Origin of the sequence: Agrobacterium sp. (genome assembly GCF_032092815.1) — a bacterium.
Classification (GTDB): Bacteria; Pseudomonadota; Alphaproteobacteria; order Rhizobiales; family Rhizobiaceae; genus Agrobacterium.
This window is the reverse complement of record NZ_DAMDBP010000009.1, coordinates 1-18,786: the sequence shown is the minus strand read 5'-3', so window position 1 is coordinate 18,786 and position 18,786 is coordinate 1. Positions and strand designations below refer to the sequence as shown.

Annotated in this window: 18 protein-coding genes and 2 pseudogenes; 8 read left to right on the top strand and 12 right to left on the bottom strand. The window is 55.9% G+C overall.

Annotated elements, in window-relative coordinates; all coding sequences use genetic code 11:
- Both RT613_RS07030 and RT613_RS07025 read right to left on the bottom strand, forming a co-directional pair.
- Positions 1 to 440, bottom strand: a pseudogene (locus RT613_RS07030) (MFS transporter); the annotation flags it as partial.
- A gap of 32 nt (positions 441 to 472) precedes the next feature.
- On the bottom strand, positions 473 to 640 hold the full coding sequence (locus tag RT613_RS07025; RefSeq protein ID WP_313614081.1) for a hypothetical protein: 168 nt from the start codon (positions 638 to 640) through the stop codon (positions 473 to 475).
- A 274-nt stretch (positions 641 to 914) separates the two neighbouring features.
- Here RT613_RS07025 and RT613_RS07020 point away from each other — a divergent pair, with 274 nt between their 5' ends.
- Entirely contained in the window at positions 915 to 1,205 is a 291-nt protein-coding gene (locus tag RT613_RS07020; protein WP_313614315.1) for a DUF2218 domain-containing protein, read from the top strand.
- A 25-nt stretch (positions 1,206 to 1,230) separates the two neighbouring features.
- Here RT613_RS07020 and RT613_RS07015 read toward each other — a convergent pair whose 3' ends face one another.
- Genes RT613_RS07015 through RT613_RS07005 form a run of 3 tightly spaced genes read right to left on the bottom strand, consistent with a single transcriptional unit; the run spans position 1,231 to position 4,986 of the window.
- Positions 1,231 to 2,910: an iron ABC transporter permease gene (locus RT613_RS07015; RefSeq protein ID WP_313614080.1), complete on the bottom strand. Its 1,680-nt coding sequence runs from the start codon at positions 2,908 to 2,910 to the stop codon at positions 1,231 to 1,233.
- A 10-nt stretch (positions 2,911 to 2,920) separates the two neighbouring features.
- A complete protein-coding gene (locus RT613_RS07010; protein ID WP_313614079.1) occupies positions 2,921 to 3,880 on the bottom strand; it encodes an ABC transporter substrate-binding protein in 960 nt (319 codons plus the stop codon).
- Positions 3,874 to 4,986, bottom strand: a complete 1,113-nt coding sequence (locus tag RT613_RS07005) for an ABC transporter ATP-binding protein (RefSeq protein WP_313614078.1) — start codon at positions 4,984 to 4,986, stop codon at positions 3,874 to 3,876. Before RT613_RS07005 ends, RT613_RS07010 begins: the two co-directional genes overlap by 7 nt.
- A gap of 284 nt (positions 4,987 to 5,270) precedes the next feature.
- Here RT613_RS07005 and RT613_RS07000 point away from each other — a divergent pair, with 284 nt between their 5' ends.
- From RT613_RS07000 to RT613_RS06990, 3 genes are read left to right on the top strand one after another with little or no spacing between them, the layout of a single operon-like run.
- Positions 5,271 to 6,380, top strand: a complete 1,110-nt coding sequence (locus tag RT613_RS07000) for a PspA/IM30 family protein (RefSeq protein WP_313614076.1) — start codon at positions 5,271 to 5,273, stop codon at positions 6,378 to 6,380.
- Positions 6,380 to 7,039, top strand: a complete 660-nt coding sequence (locus RT613_RS06995; protein ID WP_313614074.1) for an OB-fold-containig protein — start codon at positions 6,380 to 6,382, stop codon at positions 7,037 to 7,039. The genes RT613_RS07000 and RT613_RS06995 overlap by 1 nt, the downstream gene beginning before the upstream one ends.
- A gap of 6 nt (positions 7,040 to 7,045) precedes the next feature.
- A complete protein-coding gene (locus RT613_RS06990) occupies positions 7,046 to 8,740 on the top strand; it encodes a flotillin domain-containing protein (protein ID WP_313614072.1) in 1,695 nt (564 codons plus the stop codon).
- Between the two features lie 100 nt (positions 8,741 to 8,840).
- On the opposite strand, the gene RT613_RS06985 is transcribed toward RT613_RS06990, so the two are convergent.
- The 4 genes from RT613_RS06985 to RT613_RS06970 are packed head-to-tail and all read right to left on the bottom strand — an operon-like array spanning position 8,841 to position 12,774.
- Positions 8,841 to 10,127, bottom strand: coding sequence for a type III PLP-dependent enzyme (locus tag RT613_RS06985; RefSeq protein ID WP_313614070.1), 1,287 nt, complete (start codon positions 10,125 to 10,127; stop codon positions 8,841 to 8,843).
- On the bottom strand, positions 10,124 to 11,644 hold the full coding sequence (locus RT613_RS06980; RefSeq protein WP_409558779.1) for an AMP-binding protein: 1,521 nt from the start codon (positions 11,642 to 11,644) through the stop codon (positions 10,124 to 10,126). The genes RT613_RS06985 and RT613_RS06980 overlap by 4 nt, the downstream gene beginning before the upstream one ends.
- Positions 11,641 to 11,880, bottom strand: a complete 240-nt coding sequence (locus RT613_RS06975; RefSeq protein ID WP_313614069.1) for an acyl carrier protein — start codon at positions 11,878 to 11,880, stop codon at positions 11,641 to 11,643. The genes RT613_RS06980 and RT613_RS06975 overlap by 4 nt, the downstream gene beginning before the upstream one ends.
- Positions 11,881 to 11,928: 48 nt before the next feature.
- The gene (locus RT613_RS06970; protein ID WP_313614068.1) at positions 11,929 to 12,774 is read right to left on the bottom strand and encodes a hypothetical protein; all 846 of its coding nucleotides are present in this window, start codon (positions 12,772 to 12,774) and stop codon (positions 11,929 to 11,931) included.
- A gap of 756 nt (positions 12,775 to 13,530) precedes the next feature.
- On the opposite strand from RT613_RS06970, the gene RT613_RS06965 reads away from it, so the two are divergent.
- The 4 genes from RT613_RS06965 (at position 13,531) to RT613_RS06950 (ending at position 16,272) form a co-directional block, all read left to right on the top strand.
- A complete protein-coding gene (locus RT613_RS06965; protein ID WP_313614067.1) occupies positions 13,531 to 14,328 on the top strand; it encodes a MetQ/NlpA family ABC transporter substrate-binding protein in 798 nt (265 codons plus the stop codon).
- A 41-nt stretch (positions 14,329 to 14,369) separates the two neighbouring features.
- Entirely contained in the window at positions 14,370 to 15,419 is a 1,050-nt protein-coding gene (locus RT613_RS06960) for a biotin/lipoate A/B protein ligase family protein (protein ID WP_313614066.1), read from the top strand.
- Positions 15,420 to 15,461: 42 nt separating this feature from the next.
- Positions 15,462 to 15,992: a hypothetical protein gene (locus tag RT613_RS06955; protein WP_313614065.1), complete on the top strand. Its 531-nt coding sequence runs from the start codon at positions 15,462 to 15,464 to the stop codon at positions 15,990 to 15,992.
- An 85-nt stretch (positions 15,993 to 16,077) separates the two neighbouring features.
- Complete coding sequence (locus tag RT613_RS06950) at positions 16,078 to 16,272, top strand: hypothetical protein (RefSeq protein WP_313614064.1); 195 nt, start codon at positions 16,078 to 16,080, stop codon at positions 16,270 to 16,272.
- A gap of 42 nt (positions 16,273 to 16,314) precedes the next feature.
- Here RT613_RS06950 and RT613_RS06945 read toward each other — a convergent pair whose 3' ends face one another.
- The 3 genes and pseudogenes from RT613_RS06945 to RT613_RS06935 all read right to left on the bottom strand — a co-directional run.
- The gene (locus RT613_RS06945; protein ID WP_313614063.1) at positions 16,315 to 17,913 is read right to left on the bottom strand and encodes an MFS transporter; all 1,599 of its coding nucleotides are present in this window, start codon (positions 17,911 to 17,913) and stop codon (positions 16,315 to 16,317) included.
- Positions 17,910 to 18,353 (bottom strand): DoxX family protein, encoded by a 444-nt coding sequence (locus RT613_RS06940; RefSeq protein WP_313614062.1) that lies wholly within the window; start codon positions 18,351 to 18,353, stop codon positions 17,910 to 17,912. Before RT613_RS06940 ends, RT613_RS06945 begins: the two co-directional genes overlap by 4 nt.
- Positions 18,354 to 18,517: 164 nt before the next feature.
- Positions 18,518 to 18,786 (bottom strand): annotated as a pseudogene (locus RT613_RS06935) (amidohydrolase); the annotation flags it as partial.

The window sequence follows — 18,786 nt, the reverse complement described above, 5'->3', positions numbered from 1 at the left end:
CCCAGGGCACCGGCACCGTAATAGGAGATCATGTAAAGGGCCAGAAGGCGGCCGCGGACCGCCTTGTCCGATGTGAGCAGCAGCCAGCTTTCAATCACCAGAAACACGCCAACGGTTGCCCAGCCATAAATCAGGCGGCTGAGCATCCATGTGACCCAATCAGACAACATGGCCTGCATCAGCACACACACAACGCTGATCGACGCAAAGCTGCTATAGGCCCTGATATGACCGATCCGCACGATCAGCCGGTCATGGAACATCGCCCCCAATGTCAGACCAACAAAATAGGCAGATGAGATAAGGCCAATCATCGTGGCGGACGCACCGGCAGCATCAAGCTGCAGGGTGGTATAGGACGACAGGAAGCCATTCCCGACGCTCAAGATAAACAGCCCGAGAAGCGGCGCCAAAGCGGTCGCTATGATTTGTCTGAACATTCCGATTTATTCCAATGGGATCTATATTTTTATCAACGACTTGCCGTGGCAAAGCGCTGTTTTCGGCCCGCTTGGCGAGCGCAGTTCAAAGTGAAGCTGACTGGTTGGCTTTGGGCCAGAATTTCGACGGAAAATATATGTGCGGCGGTCAATCCCGGAATCATGAAGGGGGCTTCGCGACCCTTGTCGAAATAAGCCATTACGGCAGCCTATGTCCTCCAAACTCGAAAAATTTTCAGATCTGAAAACGACGAATTGCTGTCTCAATTACGACATTTGATTGAGGGATGAGTTTTGGTTCAAAGCCGTTGCGGAGAAGCCTCAATTGGCCTCCTGTCACTCCCCTGCATTCAGATCAGATCGCGTTTTCGTGTACGCACCAGACAATGCTGAACCGTGCAATGACGACAATTGTCGCTTATAAAATAGTGCTGCGCTTCCAAGCGCCACATGCAAAAAGCGAAAGATCATGTCATGACAAGCTCCACAGCAGTTGTTTCCACGCTCAATGCCAGCCGTTACCTACAGCAGTTATGCAAACATTGGGGCCATCGTTTCACCGTCACCTTTGACCCGTCGAAGGGGAAAATTGATTTTGGCGAAGGTGAACATGTCTCCCTTGCAGCAACGGACGAGGCACTAACAACAACCGTGACGGCCGCTAGCGCAGACAAACTTCCACAGCTTGAAAAAGTCGTTGCAGACCATCTGAACCGTTTCGGCTTTCGCGAGGAATTGGTATTCGATTGGCAAAAGCAGGGCTGAGCAATTCAGCCCTACGCTGGCATAATCAATCGACCACGAAGCCGGTTTTTTTCAGCAGTTGAAGAAACAGCAGTGGCAGCAGTGTCGTCAAGATGATGGTCACAAAGGCCATGGCCATGCCGATGCCAACAGAGCCCTGCTCGAACTGACGCCAGATGAAAGTGGCTATCGTTTGCATTCCAACGGGTGCAACAATCACGGAAGCCACCAGTTCGCGCGAGGCAAGCGCGAACACCAGCAGCATCGCCGATGCAACGCTGGGGAACACCAGCGGCAGCAGAATACGGCGAAAGGCAACCGGTCCACTTGCTCCGAAGACGCGCGCTGCGGCTTCAAGATTATCGCCAAGCTGCACAAAGGCCGCGGTCGCATAACGCGCCGTCTGCGGCAACAAAATGCAGCAATAGGCCAAAAGCAGGATCAAGGCGGTGTTATAGGGAGTGAATGGCAGGCCGGGCATGTTCCAGGCCATGATCAAACCAACAGCAACCACAATACCCGGAAGAGCATTGGGAATGATCGTCATGATATCGATCAGGACACGCCCGCGCATTCTGGTCTTTACAACGGTATAAGCCGAGACAACACCAATGATGCCGGTAATGATCGCAGTCCCGACGCCAAGCGTCAGGCTGTTTGCCAAGGCACCCAGCGCACCGGCGCTGTTGCTGAAAACGGCAGCAAAATTCGCCAGTGTGACATTGTCGATAGCAAGACCGCCAGAAATCGTCCGCGACAGTGATGTGGCGAGAATGGCCAGCATCGGCACACCGGTCGCCAGAAATGCCACGCATCCGAAGGCTGCCAGGACAGGAATTTTAAACGCTCCCAAGTCACGCTTGTCGCCATTTTGCGGTTTTCCAACTACGGTCTGATAGGAGCGGCGCGCCAGGATCCAGCGCTGAACGAAGAAAGCCATCAGCGACAGCGTCACCAGCACCAGCGACAGGATGGCGGCACCGGGAAGATCAATCGGCCAGTCACTGACCCGCGTATCGATGCCCGTTACCAGAACCGGAAACCCGGCCCGGCTGCCCAAGGCGGCCGGTGTGCCATATTCCTCGATGGCGGCGGCGAACACAAGAAGCAAACTGGCCGCCAGACCGGGCGCAGACAGAGGCAGCGTAATGCGCCAGAATGCCCGCCTTGGCGTTGCGCCAAACACCCGTCCAACATCAGCGTAACGGGCGCCGACCGCCTCGACCGTGCGCGACACGGCAAAATAAACGACGGGGAACGTGTTGAAGGTCATGACCAGGGTCATGCCGAACAGCGAGAACAGAAACTGCGACAGGTTAAAACCGAGCAGCTGCTGCAAATAACCACGCGGCTGCAAGGTCATAATCCAGCCGAGTGTGGCGATATAGGGAGGGATCATGAAAGGCACGAGCAGCAGAATATCCCACACCCGTGCGAATGGAATGCGGTACAGTGCACGGGCAACGCCCAGCGGCACCGCCAGAATGGCAGATGCCAGCACCACACACAGCCCCAGAACAAGGGTATTGCGGGTCATGCCCAAAAGTTTGCTGTCCCCCAACGTTTCAGCAAGCCGAGAGAAGGGCTCCGCAAAGGAGCCCTGCCCGAGTTGAGGAAAGATTGCCTGAAGAACGATTGCGGCAAAGGGCACGACTACAACGATGACGAGGCCACAGGCGGCAAGCCAAGCAGCAGGCGCAGCGCCTCCAATTTCCTTTGCACGCATTCTTTTATACTCAGTTCGTTCCGAAGATATCGGAGACTTTCTTCAGGGTTTCTTCGCGCTTGCCGTAGATGGTCGACGCATCGTAATCGAGCAGCTTCAGGTCGCTGATCAGCGGACGGTCAGCCGGAATGTCGGCGCGAGCAGGCATCAGATAGGTTGCAGCAACCATCTTCTGACCTTCGTCCGACAGCATGTAGTCGATGAATTTCTTGGCTTCGTCCTGGTTCTTGGACCAGTTGAGGATCATAGCCGGGCGCGGCGCAATAACCGTACCGGAAGCTGGGAAGATAACGTCGATGCTTTCGCCCTTGGCCTTGTTGCCATAGGTGATGTAGTCAACCGCGCCAAAAACGGCAGCCTTTGCACCCTGAAGAACTGGGTTGAGCGCTTCAGCGTTGGCGCCGGCAATGATCGCGCCATTTGCCTGCAGGTCCTTGAACACCTTGAAGTCGTCATGCGCGCCGAGAACACCGGTTAGCTCGAAAGCCGATCCGGACTGGGCAGGATCTGGAATGTTCACAAGGTCCTTGAACTCAGGCTTTGCCAGATCGGCCCACTCGGCAGGCTTCGGTGTGCCGCTCTTGGTGTTCCAAGCGATACCGAGAGCAGAAACGCCCTGTGCAACAGCGGTGTCCGACTTCAGGAAATCCGGAACCTTTTCAGCGTTCGGGCTTGTGTAGGACACCAGCCAGCCACGTTTTGCGAAATCGGTTGCCGTATCCCAGGACGCGGAGATAACGACATCAACAACAGGGTTTGCGGCCTCAGCTTCAATGCGCGCCATGACCTTACCGGTCGTTGCCTGAAAAACGTTGACCTTGATACCGGACTGCGCGGTAAAGCCAGCAGCCATCTTGTCGATGAGGTTCTGCGGACCAGCCGTATAAACGGTGATGTCGGCATGGGCCGTGCCTGTCATAAGAAGGGCAGCCAGTGCACCGAACGCCGTGTGCTTGAGGGATTTCAACATGTTACAACTCTCTCCTTTTGAGTGATCTGATCATCGGTATCGAACCAGTGGATCTGGCTGACATCGACAGAAATTGGAATTGTTTCGCCCGGCCTGAAACGGACCTGACTGAGAAGTTGAAGCTCGACGCCCGGCAGGCCATGCGGTGCGACAACCGCCAGATGGCCATCACCGCGGAACTGAGAACGGAGAACCACACCCTGAAAATTGTTGCTGTTTTCGACCACCGAGACGGCCCGTGTCGGGATCAGGATTCGCGCTCGGCTGCGGGATGGTTGCGGCATATCCGCAATCTGATGGCTGCTACCGGCCAGGAACCAGTTGCCATTTTTCCATTCGATATCAGCAAGTCCACCCAGCCGCAGAAAATCCGCAACTTCAGGTGTTGCCGGGCTGCCAATCAAGGCATCTGGGGAGGCCAGTTGTTCAATATGTCCGCTGCGCATCACTGCAACCTCGTCGGCCAGTGTCAGCGCTTCAGCATGATCATGCGTGACGTAAACGGCCGTCAGTTGCAGCGAGGCAATCAGCTCCGCCAGTTCGCCAACCATGTTTTCACGCAATTCGCGGTCAAGGTTGGAAAGGGGCTCGTCGAACAATATCAGTTGTGGTTCGGCGACAATTGCGCGGGCAATGGCAACACGCTGCTGCTGGCCACCGGACAGATCGCTTGGACGGCGGTCCGCAAAAGCAGCAAGGCCAACACGCTCAAGCGCGCGAAGCGTGCGCTTTTGTCGTTCGCCTTTGCCAATGCCGCGCATTTCCAGCGGAAACGATACATTGCCGCCAACCGTCAGGTGCGGCCACAGGGCATAATCCTGGAACACCATGCCGAGATTGCGTTTTTCCGGCGGTGCAAAAATCGACTTCCCGGCATCAGCGACCACGGTGCCAGCAATCGAAACGGTACCGGCTGTCGGTTGCAGCAGGCCGGCAATCAGCCGCAGCAATGTTGTCTTGCCACAGCCGGATGGCCCGAGCAGCGCAAGCGTGCGTCCGCGCGGCAATGACAGGTCAATGCCTTTAAGGATTGCCGTCTGGGAATATTGAAAGCTGAGGCCAGCAGTGGAAACTGCAGCCGAAGCCGCCTCGGAAGTGAACGTCATATGATCGCAAGGGTTGATTAAGATGCGATCTCACTATGCCCGCGTCATAACAGTTATGTGACAAAGAGCGACGACGGGGGAAATCCCGCTATTTTCTTTTGAAGAGGCTGAAAACGGCTTCGAACCTAACCAGCAAAGGGATCATGCCGCCAATTCTCGCTTGACGACGGAACGCGACGTTAATGAGTGCGACCGAATGACCACCTTCGCACCATACAGGCTAAGGTATAAGTTTTTTCTAACACAACCTTGAAAGCACAAATGAAGTGCTTTATATATTTTGCATGATTACAAAGCTTCTTTCTCGCATCATTCTGGTGCTCAGAGCGAACGAAGAAGACCAATCTTCACTGAAGGAGACATTGTCCGCGTATCAGGACGCGATGACAATTCTCGATCATACCGAAGGCGCAAATCTGGTCGCACTGCACTCTGCCGCCTATGAAAATATCCGGGCCCAAACCGGCTTGCCGTCGCGAATGGCGACACTTGCCCTGCGCGATCACAGCCATCAAAGTCCCCAGCGGCCCGTCAACAGCATTCCTCTCGACGCCAAGCTCTTTTCTGTCAAAGGGCCGGATACCGTAAGCATTGCCACGATAAACGGGCGGATCATCGTTCCCTACACGGTTCAGGGCTATCGGGAAGGCTGGAACGACTTTTCTGAAGCCCGCCTCAAATTTGAGGACGACACAGTGACCATCCACGCCGGGATAAAATCCGGCTTTCAACGGAACAAGGAGACTTCCATGAACAATGAAGGCATTCTTGCGCGGCTTGGGCGCGTTATCGCAGGTGTTGTCAACAACGCCGTTGATACTGCAGAGGCAACCAATCCCCTTGCCGTTGCCCAACAGGCGGTTCGTGAAATTGCAAAGATCGCTGAAGAAGCGCGCGCAGCGCTCGGCGTTGCGGTTGCTGCCGGTCACCGATTGAAGGCCAAGGCCGCCGATCTGGATGAGGAGATCCAGGATCTGGACGAGAAGATAAAGGTTGGACTGGAAAACGGCCGTGAAGATCTGGCACGGGCCGCAACCGGGCTGCAGATCGATCTGGAAGCGCAGCGTGAGGCGCTTGGCCGGGCAATCATGGAAAATGCCGCCGAAATCAATGAGGCCGAAACAACCCTGCGCAGCATCGCCTCTGCCAAGGCCGACGCCGAAAAGCGGGTAGAAGATGCCAAGAAGGCGGCGCAGACCGCCTCCAGAATGGAAACCACCCCTTCGCAGCGCAATGACCAGCGCCTTGCGGATGCACTCGGAGCCATCGAACGGGTGACCGGCACACCGTCGAAACCGACCAATGGCGCGGCCGAAGTGGAAGAGCTTGGCCGCTTGCAACGACAAAACGCCATTGATGCGCGTCTCAAGGCATTTCGTGAAGGGCAACGCTGATGGGATCAATCATCCAACCGGGCACATCTGCATTCTGGTTGGCCTTGCTGGTCATTGCCGGGCTTGGAATAGTGGAACTTGTTTCAATGCTGCTGGGAGCGTCCGTCTCTTCACTGCTTGATGACGGTTTTGATTATCATGCGCCGGGAGAATCCCATTCGGGTCTGCTCGGAAGCTGGATGTCCTGGCTCAATGCCGGCGGCGTGCCCATCCTCGTTCTGGTCATCATCCTGCTGGCCGCCTTTTCCGTGGCGGGTTTTGGCATACAGGCAATATCGTCCGCCACGATCATCGGGCCCATGCCGGATTACGCAGCCATAACAGGCGCACTGGCGGCTGCCATTCCGGTAACCCGCTGGGCCAGCCGTGGCCTGTCAAAAATCATTCCGCGCGATGAAACGAATGTTCTTCACCAGTCCGACTTCATCGGGCTGGTGGGTACAGTCACCCTCGGTCCGCTTGATCAGGGAAATCCTGGCACCGTCAGGGTCAAGGACCGCTACGACAACATCCACGCCTTGCGCGCCAAAGCCGCAATGGGCTACACGATTGCAACCGGTGCACACATTTTAATTGTCGACGGTTCCGAAGGCTTGTTCGAAGCCATCCCGGCGCCGGCCGAACTGGATTTGTCCAATAATGGGCAAAATGGGGGTTAACACACGATGGACTTCTTTTCTTTGAGCCTGATTGCCGGCGTTATCATCGCAGCGATTGTCGTCATCGGCATTGTCATGACATCGCTCTATACCCGTTCGACGCGTGACAAAGCCTATGTCCGAACCGGTCTTGGCGGTAAAAAAGTGGTACTGGACGGTGGCTCGATCATCCTGCCGATCTTCCACTCCTATTCCTGGGTCTCGCTGAGCACATTGCGCCTTGAAGTGAAGAGATCGGAATATGAATCTCTGATCACCAAGGACCGCATGCGTGCCGACATCACCGCCGAATTTTACGTCCGCGTGAAGCCGGATGCGGAAAATATTGCACTTGCCGCCCAGACCCTGGGTGATCGCACCAATGACGCTGATGCACTGAAAGCACTGGTGGAAGCCAAGTTCGTTGACGGTCTGCGTTCCGTTGCAGCCACCATGTCACTGCGCGACCTGCAGGAACAGCGCGCCGAATTCGTCAAATCGGTGCAGGCTGCCGTTGCTCATGACTTGCAGTCAAACGGTCTCGAACTTGAATCCGTATCGCTGACACGCCTCGACCAGACCGACATCAAGCACTTCAACCCGAACAACACCTTTGATGCCGAAGGTCTGACGGCGCTGACCAAAATCACCGAAGAGCGCAAGCGCGAACGCAACCAGATTGTCCGTGACAACGAAGTTGAAATCGCTACCAAGGACCGTGAAGCGACCCTGCGCCGCTTGACCATTGAGCGCGAACAGCGCGACGCGGAATTGAGCCAGGAGCGCGACATCTCCAACAAGGCGGCAGAAACCCGCGCTGAAGCCGCTAGGGCCGAGCAGGCTGCGCGCCTGAGCGAAGAAACCGCCAAGCTGGACACCGAACGTGGCATTGCAGAGCGCGATGCGCAGGCAAGACAGGCTCGGGAGACAGCGCGCATCGAGGCAGAGCGCGGCATTGCCGAACGTGAAGCCGAAGCCCGCAAGATCACCGAAACGGCACGTATCGAAGCGGCAATTGCCGTTGCCGAAAAAGTCGAGGAAGAACAAGCCGCCCGTGCCAAGGCCGACGAAGCCAAGGCCGCCGCGATCACGGCGGAAGAACAGGTCGTCACCGCCCGAGAGGTGGAAATTGCCGAACGTGCCAAGCGCATCGCCGTGATTGATGCCCGCAAGGCTGCTGAACGCGACGCAACGGCCATCACCGTCAAGGCAGAGGCCGAGCGCGCTGCCGCCGAAAACCTTGCCGCTGCGGCAAAGATTGCCGCCGACGCTGAGGCACAGGCCGCCAAAATCCGCGCCGAGGGTGTGATTGCATTGGGTGATGCTGAAGCGCAGGCCGAACGTGCCCGCAATGATGCCCGCAATGCCCTGTCCAGCGAGATCATCGAGTACGAGCTGTCACGCGCCCGTATCGAGATCATTCCGGAAGCGCTTGCTGAAGCCATGAAGCCGATTGAGAAGATTTCCGACATTCGCATCTTCAGCGCCGGCAACATGGTCAACGCACTTGGCGGCAATGGCGGTGAGAGCAGCGGCAATCCGCTGAATGATCTGTCCGGCCAGCTTTTGAGCTTCACCGCCCAGAAGCCAATCCTGGATGAAATCCTGTCGCAGGCGGGTTTCAAGGGCGCAGACCCGACCCAGGCCTTGCTGGCTGGCGGCCTTTCCAGCACCATTAAAACAGCACCGGCAACCAAAACTGAATTGAGCGACCAGGACTAAATCATCGCTTGATTGCTCAAAATAAAATGCGCGGCTTCCACTGGAGGTCGCGCATTTTCTTTGTGGAATTGTCTGCCCGCGCACAGAGAGCGGGTAGGTATCAGGCATGCGAGGTCAGCACATGAATCTGGCCATTTTCAACAATCGCTTCCGACGGACGATCATGCGACAGGAAGTTGATCGGGCTGGCGGTAATCCCATAGGCGCCGGATTGCAGCACGGCGACATAATCGCCCGCAGTCAGTTCCGACATCAGTATGTCACGTGCCAGAATATCAAGCGGCGTGCACAGCGGCCCGGCCACCGTGACGGGGTGCGATTTCTCTTCATTCATTTTGGCGGGTGCCACAACAGGGTAACTGCGCTTGATCACCTGCCCGAGATTACCGGAGGCTGCCAGATGATGATGCATGCCGCCATCGGTGATGACGAAATGCGTTCCGCGCGACAGTTTGACCGAATTGACCTCAGCGACATAAATCCCCGACGGGCCAACCAGAAAACGGCCCGGCTCCACAATCGCCTTGGCGGACGACAACAATGGATCGTCTTTCATCAGCTTGATCAGTGCTGGAACCTCGGCGGCAACAATATCAAGATCAAGCGATTTATCCCCGGCGTGATAGGGAATGCCGAGCCCACCGCCAAGATCGATGGTTTCTAGCGGTCTGCCGATTTGCGCAGCAATTCGTGATGCAAGGCCAATGGCATGACGCCACTGCTCCAGAAGTGCCGCCTCATCAAGAATTTGCGTGCCGCCATAGACATGTACACCGACCAACTCGATGTTTTTGACCTTGGCAACGGCACTAAGGACGGCCTGAAGATTTTCTTCATCAAATCCGAATGCCGTTGGCTTGCCACCCATACGCATGGCACCGGCCTGCACAGTCGGCACCGGGTTGATGCGCAGTGAACAACGCACCGGCTTGCCGATTGTGCGGAGACGTTCGATCTCCTCGAAACTTTCAAGATGAATTTCACCAATGCCGCCGGACAGAACCTCTTCCAACTCGCGCATGCGTTTTCCCGGCCCTGCAAACAGAATACTTTGCGGGTCGGCACCAGCGGCAAGCGCGGCGCGATATTCGCCCACCGACGCGATTTCGACACCGGCCCCCTCTTCCACGAAAACACGGATGATCTGCGGATGTGGATTGGCTTTCACCGAATAATGAATGGACGCAAAACCGTCGAGCGCGATAGCCAGTCTGCGGTAGGTGCTGCGCATGACCGAGGCATCATAGATGTAGGCTGGCGTACCGGTCTTGGCGACGATCTTGGAAACGGCAACATCACCAACCAGCAAATCCGCACCACGGGTGGAAAAAATCGACGCAGCAAGCTCATACCCATGCAACGGCTTTGGACGATCCGTTGCACTCATGACGATACCCTCTCGCGGACCAGTCTCTGATAATCGACCTTGCCATTGGGCGTGACCGGCAATTCGTCAACGACTTCGATTGCACGTGGCACCATATAGGACGCCAGACTTGCAGCCACGCTGCGCAGCACAGCGGCCTGGTCCACATCACTTGCCCCGGCAACAGCAAGCGCATGGACCTTCTGGCCCGCCAGTTCGTCCGGCAGCCCAATGACCGCAACCTGCCTGAAATGGCCAGTCGCCATCACGGCTTCTTCGACTTCCGAAGGGCTGATGCGATATCCCGACGATTTGATCATCGCATCGTTGCGACCGATGAAACTGAAAAAGCCCTCGTCATCCTGAACCGCCAGATCGCCGGAATAACAGACAATCTCACCGCCGGTTTGCGCATCGTGGAACGGGTGTTGTCTAAGCACCTTTGCCGTTTCCTCCGGGCGGTTCCAGTAACCGAGAGACACCGTTGGTCCCCGGTGGACAAGAATGCCGGGCTCTCCCGGTTTGGCACGGGTTCCTGCAGCGGTTACGATAAAGATCTCGCATTCGGGAATTGCCTTGCCGATCGAACCCGGACGACGGTCCAGTTCCTCCGGCGGAAGAAATGTCGAACGAAACGCCTCGGTCAAACCATACATCAGGAAGACCTGCGTTTGCGGCAACAGGCTGCGAAGCGCCGTCACAGTGCTGGTCGGCACGGAGCCGCCTGAATTGGTGATGTAACGCAGATGCGGCAATTCGGTTTTTGCCAGTAGCGGCGACGCCTTGGTCAGGATTGCCCAGACGGTCGGCACGCCGGCCAGACCGGTAATCTCGTGATCGCGCAGCGCGCGCGTGATTTCGTCGCCAAAGCGAAAATTCAAGATGACGATGGTCGCGGCCTGTTCAACAGATGTCAGCAACTGGTTGAGGCCATAATCGAAACTGAACGGCAAGATGGACATGATACGATCCTTGTCTGTAATGCCCAGATAGGTGCGAACGATCCGGGTTCCCGCAAGGAGATTGCGATGCGACAGCATCACGCCTTTTGGTTTGCCGGTCGACCCTGACGTATAGAGAATGGCGGCAAGATCCTCGCCAATATTGCCGGATGGGGTCGCAAGTGCCTGCGCGTCGCCCATATCTTCAACAAACAGAATTGTCACATCAGGCAGGTCAGCCAGGGCTTCGGTCACCATCTCGGCCAACGCCTTGTTGGTCACCACGAAGCGGGCGCCACAATCCCTGACGATGTGGCTAACCTGTTGTCCACGCAACAGCGGATTGACAGGCACAAAAACTCCGGATGCGCGGCTTGTTGCAAAGATCGCAACACTTTCCTCAATGCCACGCGGCAAAAATAAAGCAACCCTGTCCCTGCGTAAAAGACCGCCCGCAACCAGCGCACCGGCATATCTGGCCACCAGATCGCCCATCTCCCGGTACGTGACACGACGATCACCAGCAATGATCGCGACTTTGTCACTCGAAGTATGCGGAGCAAGCAGGTCGTGCAGAAGGACAGCCTGTGACGTCACCGGGTCATCCGTTCAACAAATGCCGTAACGCCCGAAGGTGTCGCCAAATCCTGAAAATCGAAATTCTCGTCATCGATCGAGATGCCGAAACGTTCCGACAGGAACATGATCAACTCCAGAAAACCGAGAGAGTCGATAGCGCCTTCTAGCAGGGGCGTTGTCGGGCTCAATGGAACAAGATTTGGGAAACGCCCTTCAAGATAGGCGTGCACAACACCTGAAACATCCTCTTGCATTTGCCTCTCACTCAGCATGCATCGTCTCCTTTGGATAGTCGGTTCTTCTCAAACATTAAGAAACACGCGCTCCGAAAACATCTCATTGATGGCCTCGTCTTGCCACGCGCCTTTTATCTGGTAGGCCCGCTCCGGCCACGGCTTGATGGCATGTTGGACCTTGCTGTCCGCAGGCACAACGAGGCTGAGCAACGGCACACCGCGCTTCAAAAGAAACCTTGAAATCGGACGCATATTGGCGATCACCGTCTCGGCGTTTCCGGCATAGAGAACCTGCGCCAGCGGAATTTTCCGCTTAGACACCACGTCAAACACTACCGGATGATAAATGCCATCCTGCTTGACCGCCAACGCCAGGCAACCAAACTCAACATGCAGCTTGATGCTGTCCAACTCGCATTCGGAAAGCCCGCCTTTTGGCACCTGATCAATTTCGAGAACCGAACCGGTATTGCGACCAACCAGAGCAGTATATGGAAGCGCAAACAGCAGATGGCGTGCGGTAAAGGTGCGAAAGCCCAGTTGCTGGTTCAGCTTGGCGGCATTTTCGGACGGCGAAAAATCCGTATAGACAACCGTGTTGTCGGCCATCGCCTGCTGCAACATGCGCGGTGCAAACCAACGGTATTTGGCATCGACATACCAACTCGATAGGTTGAGCAGCTTCTGGCCGGTTATCATATGATAGCTGGGGATTTTCAGAAGAACGCCGACCGGTTCTTCCTTGGCGATCAACAAGCTGCCGACAGAGGAAAAATCATGGGCGCGCGAATAGGCATACAGACGGGAAAGCCCTCTGATCCAGAACCCTTGCCCCTTTTCAGGAAAGCCTCTGGCAAGAAGTTCGGCGGCTGCTTCCAGCCGCTTTTCATCAATGGACACGATCCTAAGCATGTTTAACCTGACAAAGGACGGTCAACAGCCTTTCCAATACAATACACATCTGCGCTTTTCGCCTAACACGCAGTTACCAGCCCCCGGCCCCCACTCCGGAAAATGACAACCCTTGATATAATCACCAACCTCAATTCGAGGGCAAATGCACCCCATAGGCTGAGTATGAATATCCGGATACAGCAAAATAATTACCGCCCCGTTTCACTCATGGCGAGTATCTTCACAAAAAGGTGAATTGAACCCGGTTTTCTTGGTTCAACTTGTGAATTGTTGCCGCATTCAAAAAAAAGCAGGCGAACTTACCAGTCCGTTGCACATTTCAATCTCGAAATTTCTAGAACGTTACTGCCAGCCATTGTGGATCAACCATCTTCGAAACACTGAAAATTTGCCTCGAAAGACCTGATTACCAAACTCATGTATTTGCCAGATTGCTTTTGCTGGGGTCGGAGATTAAGTCGGCAAACAGCATGGTGATCACCGTTTTGGTATCTGCCAGACCACCGGGCCTGCCTGGCAAAAATTGCCACCGCAGCGTTGTCAAAGCCAGGGCGCGTTTTAAGAGCCGTAATGAGGGCAATTGAGCGCGGCAACACGGCTGTTTTGCCGACATACAGCATTTATAATATTGACGTAAAATATCATGTTATATAGGCCGAGATCAAATCAGATACCTGCGTTGAACGCACTGCCAAATCGAAAGTTGCTGCTATGCATGTTCGTAACCCTTTAACGGCTGTTTGCTGGCCAGCCATGATCTCGAACCGCATGGCTGCCGGCATCATCGCGGCATTTGTTGCCTGCCTGTGCACGTTCACCAGTGCCACTGCGCAAGACCAGAAGACGCTGCGCATTGCCATGGCAACAAGCATTTCCAACCAGGCTGCTGAAATTGCCGCAAAGGAAGCCGAGGCATTGGGACTGAAGGTCGAGCTTATCGAATTCAGCGACTGGAGCACGCCGAACAGGGCCGTCGCCGACCGTGAAGTGGATGCCAACCTGTTTCAGCACATTCCGTTTCTGGAGTTTTCCAACAGCAACACCGGACACGACCTCGTTGCGATAGCCCCTGCTTTCAGCACACCGTTCGGCCTGTATTCAAAGAAGTACAAGACCTTGCAGGATCTGCCTGACAATGCCCGCATCGTCTTTTCCGGTGATGCCGTCAACACGGCACGTTCGCTTCGACTGCTGGAGCAGGCAGGCCTTATTGAATTGAAGCCGGATGTTGGCCACCGCGCCACTCTGGAAGACGTGCTGACCTGGCGCAAGCCGCTCGACATCGTGCAGCTCGATGGTCCGCAGATCGCCCGTACGCTTGATGAGGTCGATGCCGCCGCAACATATCCGACATTTGCCAAGCTGGCAGGCCTTGATCCGGCCTCTGGCCTGATTTTTGAAAATGATCCGATCTACGCGTTTCAATTCGTCACTCGTCCGGACATGAAAGACGACAAGGACCTGCGTCAATTTATCGAAATCTATCGCAACTCGGACGCTGTAAAGGCCAAGCTACGGTCGCTATATGGTGATCTGGTATCGTTTCCCTGATTGAAGCGATCAGGCTTATGCTCTCGTGATTGGAATAAAACATGCATGGTGAATACAAGGTTCAGGGCGGAAAGCTCGTTGTTGTAGATCTGGATGATGTCGACGGTCGTTTGGCGAATGTGCAGGTGTCCGGCGATTTCTTCCTTGAACCGGCAGAAGCTTTGGACGACATTCGCACCGCGCTGGAAGGCCTGTCTGTTTCTTCCTGCGTCGAAGACATCATTGCAGCGGTCAGAACCGGTTTGCGGCCCGGCGCAGAAATGATCGGCTTCAGTGCGGAAGCTGTGGCAATTGCCGTGCGCCGTGCATTGGGTGTTACGGGCACATGGCGCGACTACGAATGGCAGATCATCGAGGCGCCTGCGCTGGCCCCTGCCATGCACCTCGCCCTTGATGAGGTTCTGGCAAAGGAAGTTGCGGCCGGTCGGCGCGCACCCTGCCTGCGTTTCTGGGAATGGGAACGCCCCGCCATCATCATTGGCGGCTTCCAGTCGCTGCGCAATGAAGTGGATATGGACGCAGCCACCGAACTGGGTGTTGAAACGGTGCGTCGCATTACCGGTGGTGGTGCGATGTTTGTCGAACCCGGCACAACCGTAACCTATTCGCTTTACGCGCCTGCAGAGCTGGTGCGCGACATGAGCTTTGCAGATTCCTACGCATTCCTTGATGACTGGGTGTTGAAGGCGCTGAATTCGCTCGGCATCGATGCGTTCTACAAACCGCTCAACGACATCTCCAGCTCCAAGGGCAAGATCGGCGGGGCGGCTCAGAAACGTTTCACGTCGGGCGCCGTTCTGCACCACGTCACCATGGCTTATGACATGGACGCCGACAAAATGGTCAAGGTGCTGCGCATTGGCCGGGAAAAGCTGAGTGACAAGGGAACCACCAGCGCCAACAAACGTGTCGATCCGCTGCGCAGCCAGACAGGCTTGCCACGCGAAGAGATCATGGCGCGGATGATCGAAACCTTCCGGTCATTGAATGGCGGAACTGTCGGGCAGATTTCGCCTGAGGAATATGCTGCTGCCGAAAAACTGGCGGAAGAAAAATTCTCGACCGACGAGTGGCTGCGGCACATCCCTTAAGCCGGCCCCTGGTAAAACTGCCATTCATTCAGGAAAGCTGTCATGGCACATGTTACAGTTGGCACTGCAACCAGAGCGGAGGATTATCTCAACCGCCTGGCAGAGCGACTTGTAATCGAAGGCTACCGGCTGCTGGCCGGAGCGGCCAGTGATGGCGGCACACCGTCCCTATTCGGCACCTTGTGCCTCTATCAGAACGAACTGGGCGTCTCCGCTGGCGCGGAGGCAGCCGCCGCACTTGAACGTTTCATGACATCGCTCAAAGCCTGTGCCATCAATCCCCTCACCGCCTATCGGCCCGGATCGCGCTTCATTAGCCCGGATGAAGTGCTGGTGCTGGGGATCATCTGCGGCATACAGCATTGGGATGAGCAGATATTCCGCGTCTGCCTGACGCAATTATGTACCAAAACCGATCTGCTCAAGGTCGCGGCTTCTGCAGAAACCTTTGCCATGACACTGCGCAATTGTGGTGTCATCCTGACGCCGCTGCCTCTCAGCCTGCGGGCACGCATCACCCGGCAGTCGGAAACAAAACGCCACACATCGACCGGTGCAACGACACTGCATTAGGCAACCGGACAGGCCACATCGCTAACGCCACAATTTTCAATCCGCACCGTGTCGATAACATCAGCGCGGTATGGCGATTGCCGACATGCCCATGGATTTCGTACCGCATGCCCTGCCACAGGCCAATCATTACAAGGGATTGCCAAACATCACGCTGACCATCCATTTTGGCGTTGATTGTCTCAACCGCGAAAAAAGCCATATCGAAGGCATCAAGAATCCCCTGCTGACATCGGATGAGATTTTCGGAAAACAGAAAACGGCGCTGGAGAAGGTGTAACAGAGGGGCGCCCGGCGCCCCTCTCATTTTTGTTGATCGTCATCAGGCTTGGCCGGGCTGGTTGATCGTCAGGAAGTGCCTGACCACGGGCTTTTCCGGGCCTGTGTGGTAGGCCATCACCTTGCCCTGCAGGTCGGCATCGGCATTGGAAACCCGCTTGTGCTGGCGAAGATGTTCCGCCCAGGATTCCACCATGAACCATTCAACCATCTTTTCCGGATCAGCGGAGTCTTCCGTCACACCCCAACCATAGGCACCATCACGACGGCGTTCCTGGGACAGCGTGTCGAGTGCCTTGAGGAAAGCCCGGCGGTGCTGTTTTTCAACATGGTATTCGATCAGGATCAGAACAGGGCCACGGTCATGAGCAACAGGTTCTGCCACGAGTGGTTCTGGCCAGTGGTTCGAAGGAACCAGATCGGCTTCACCTGTTGGCAGCTTGATACGGTGCATGATCAGACCGACAACCAGCAATCCGGCAGCACCAATCAACAAGGTGGTTTGGATACCAACAGCCGAACCAACCGCACCCCAGCCAAGACTACCAGCCGTCATCGCACCGTTGAACACAGTCAGGTAAACGGCAAGACCACGACCACGAACCCAGTTTGGCAACACGGCCTGTGCGGCACCATTCAGCGTGGTCAGTGCGGTAATCCATGCGCCACCGAGGAACAGCAGAACGATAATCGCTACAAACTTTGGTGGAGCAAGAGACAGCACGGCCATAACAAAGGCTGTTGTGACGGCTGCACCCAGCAAAAGTCCATCAGCACTCAGGCGTTCCCGCAGCTTTGGCATGACCAGAGCGCCACCGATTGCACCGGCACCAACTGCACCCAGCAGAATACCGTAGAAGCTTGCGTCGCCACCCAGCAACTGCCGGGCAACCAGCGGAAGCAAAGCCCAGACCGCACTGGCAAAAGCAAAGAAGATTGCAGCGCGCGCCAGAACGATATGCAGTGGACGGCTTGCCCTAGTGTAACGCAGACCCGCGCGGAACGCGCCGAAAAAGTTTTCCTGCAGGGCGTCGTTGGCATTCTTCGCGCGCGGCCACCAGACCAGCGCAGCGATCACGATGATATAGCTGGCAACATCCGCACCATAGGTGATGCCCGCACCAAAGGCAGCAAGCAACAGACCGCCTGCGGCTGGGCCGATTGAACGGGCAATGTTGATGCCAAGCGAGTTGAGGGCCACAGCACTTTTGACGTCTTCACGTTTGACCAATTCCGGCACGATGGCCTGCCATGTTGGTCCCATCAATGCAGCACCGACGCCACCCAGGAAGGTAAGACCGATCAACGCACTGACGGACAACATGCCTGTCTGCGCCAGAACCATCAGACTGATACTGACGGAGGCCAGTAGAAGCTGGACGCCAATCAGGAACTTGCGACGATCCAGAATGTCGGTCAGCACACCGGCCGGAATGGCCAGAAGAAAGATCGGCAGCGTGCCGGCCGCCTGAACCATGGCAACGGCAGCAGGTGATGCGGACAAATCCGTCATCAACCAAGAGCTGGCAACATCACGCATGAAACTGCCGGTGTTGCCGAGAACCGTGGCCGCCCAGAGGACTGCAAAAACCGGTTGAGCGAGTGGGGCGAAGCTGCCCCCGGAGGATTTTACGTCGCTCATTTGCCCACTCCTTCGGTAAGATCAATTGCTGCAACAATGATGAATGCACCGGCGAGGCCGAGATGTTCGAAGAAGGCATTGGTAGCCATCATGCGATCCATGCCAGGTGCCATTTCCCAGAAACGCAGAGCAATGAAGGTTGCGAGAAGTGTAAACACCGACAGAGCCAATGCGCCAGCCCAGCGCAAACGACCGGACACAACCATGGCGGATGCGGTAAGTTCAAAAATGATGACGCCGACGGCAAACAATGGCGCCGGTGCCAAGCCAAAATGGTTCATCTCGGCAATTGCGCCGGGAAAATCAAAAATCTTGGTCAGCGGCCCCTGAATATAGGCGGCACATAGGGCAAGTAGGGCGGCAGTACGGGTAGCTGGCGCAGTGATGACTTCGGCAAGAAGCTCCCGCGGTCGACTGAAAGAGGAAGAGAGGTTGATCATGGGTTGCTCCTGCTGTTGTCACCGCCTTGAACCGGCGTTGCGTTTGTCTATGGAGCGATATTGGCCGGGAAATTGACCCACAACAATTGCATCAATAATTCAGATTTAATTGTCAAATATGCAATAATGGAAATCGGGCGGCACATGGCCGCCCTTTTGTTGTGTCAGACTGCCCAGCAAGAGCAGCCGAGGGCACCGAAGAAACCCTTGAGATCAGCGATCGGCAGTTTCGAGGTCCATGCACCGGCATGGTCATGACCATGAACACCACAATCACTGGCGCAGCCACAGGTCGAAATGGCCGTGCGACGCAGTGAACGGGCACCAGCACCTTCCGGTTCACCCCAGGCGGCATAACCACCGAACTTGCGAACCGGTGACCAGTCCGGCATCGCAGGCGGAACATCATTCTCGTTGAGTGCCTTGAACTCAC

Excerpts from the sequence above, each read along its gene's own strand:
- RT613_RS06950 (WP_313614064.1), top strand. The coding sequence starts at position 16,078 with ATGCCCATGGATTTCGTACCGCATGCCCTGCCACAGGCCAATCATTAC.
- RT613_RS06955 (WP_313614065.1), top strand. The coding sequence starts at position 15,462 with ATGGCACATGTTACAGTTGGCACTGCAACCAGAGCGGAGGATTATCTC.
- RT613_RS07015 (WP_313614080.1), bottom strand. The coding sequence starts at position 2,910 with ATGCGTGCAAAGGAAATTGGAGGCGCTGCGCCTGCTGCTTGGCTTGCC.
- RT613_RS06990 (WP_313614072.1), top strand. The coding sequence starts at position 7,046 with ATGGACTTCTTTTCTTTGAGCCTGATTGCCGGCGTTATCATCGCAGCG.
- RT613_RS06995 (WP_313614074.1), top strand. The coding sequence starts at position 6,380 with ATGGGATCAATCATCCAACCGGGCACATCTGCATTCTGGTTGGCCTTG.
- RT613_RS06985 (WP_313614070.1), bottom strand. The coding sequence starts at position 10,127 with ATGAGTGCAACGGATCGTCCAAAGCCGTTGCATGGGTATGAGCTTGCT.
- RT613_RS06970 (WP_313614068.1), bottom strand. The coding sequence starts at position 12,774 with ATGCTTAGGATCGTGTCCATTGATGAAAAGCGGCTGGAAGCAGCCGCC.
- RT613_RS06960 (WP_313614066.1), top strand. The coding sequence starts at position 14,370 with ATGCATGGTGAATACAAGGTTCAGGGCGGAAAGCTCGTTGTTGTAGAT.
- RT613_RS07020 (WP_313614315.1), top strand. The coding sequence starts at position 915 with ATGACAAGCTCCACAGCAGTTGTTTCCACGCTCAATGCCAGCCGTTAC.
- RT613_RS06945 (WP_313614063.1), bottom strand. The coding sequence starts at position 17,913 with ATGAGCGACGTAAAATCCTCCGGGGGCAGCTTCGCCCCACTCGCTCAA.
- RT613_RS07005 (WP_313614078.1), bottom strand. The coding sequence starts at position 4,986 with ATGACGTTCACTTCCGAGGCGGCTTCGGCTGCAGTTTCCACTGCTGGC.
- RT613_RS06965 (WP_313614067.1), top strand. The coding sequence starts at position 13,531 with ATGATCTCGAACCGCATGGCTGCCGGCATCATCGCGGCATTTGTTGCC.
- RT613_RS06940 (WP_313614062.1), bottom strand. The coding sequence starts at position 18,353 with ATGATCAACCTCTCTTCCTCTTTCAGTCGACCGCGGGAGCTTCTTGCC.
- RT613_RS07000 (WP_313614076.1), top strand. The coding sequence starts at position 5,271 with ATGATTACAAAGCTTCTTTCTCGCATCATTCTGGTGCTCAGAGCGAAC.
- RT613_RS07025 (WP_313614081.1), bottom strand. The coding sequence starts at position 640 with ATGGCTTATTTCGACAAGGGTCGCGAAGCCCCCTTCATGATTCCGGGA.
- RT613_RS06975 (WP_313614069.1), bottom strand. The coding sequence starts at position 11,880 with ATGCAAGAGGATGTTTCAGGTGTTGTGCACGCCTATCTTGAAGGGCGT.
- RT613_RS07010 (WP_313614079.1), bottom strand. The coding sequence starts at position 3,880 with ATGTTGAAATCCCTCAAGCACACGGCGTTCGGTGCACTGGCTGCCCTT.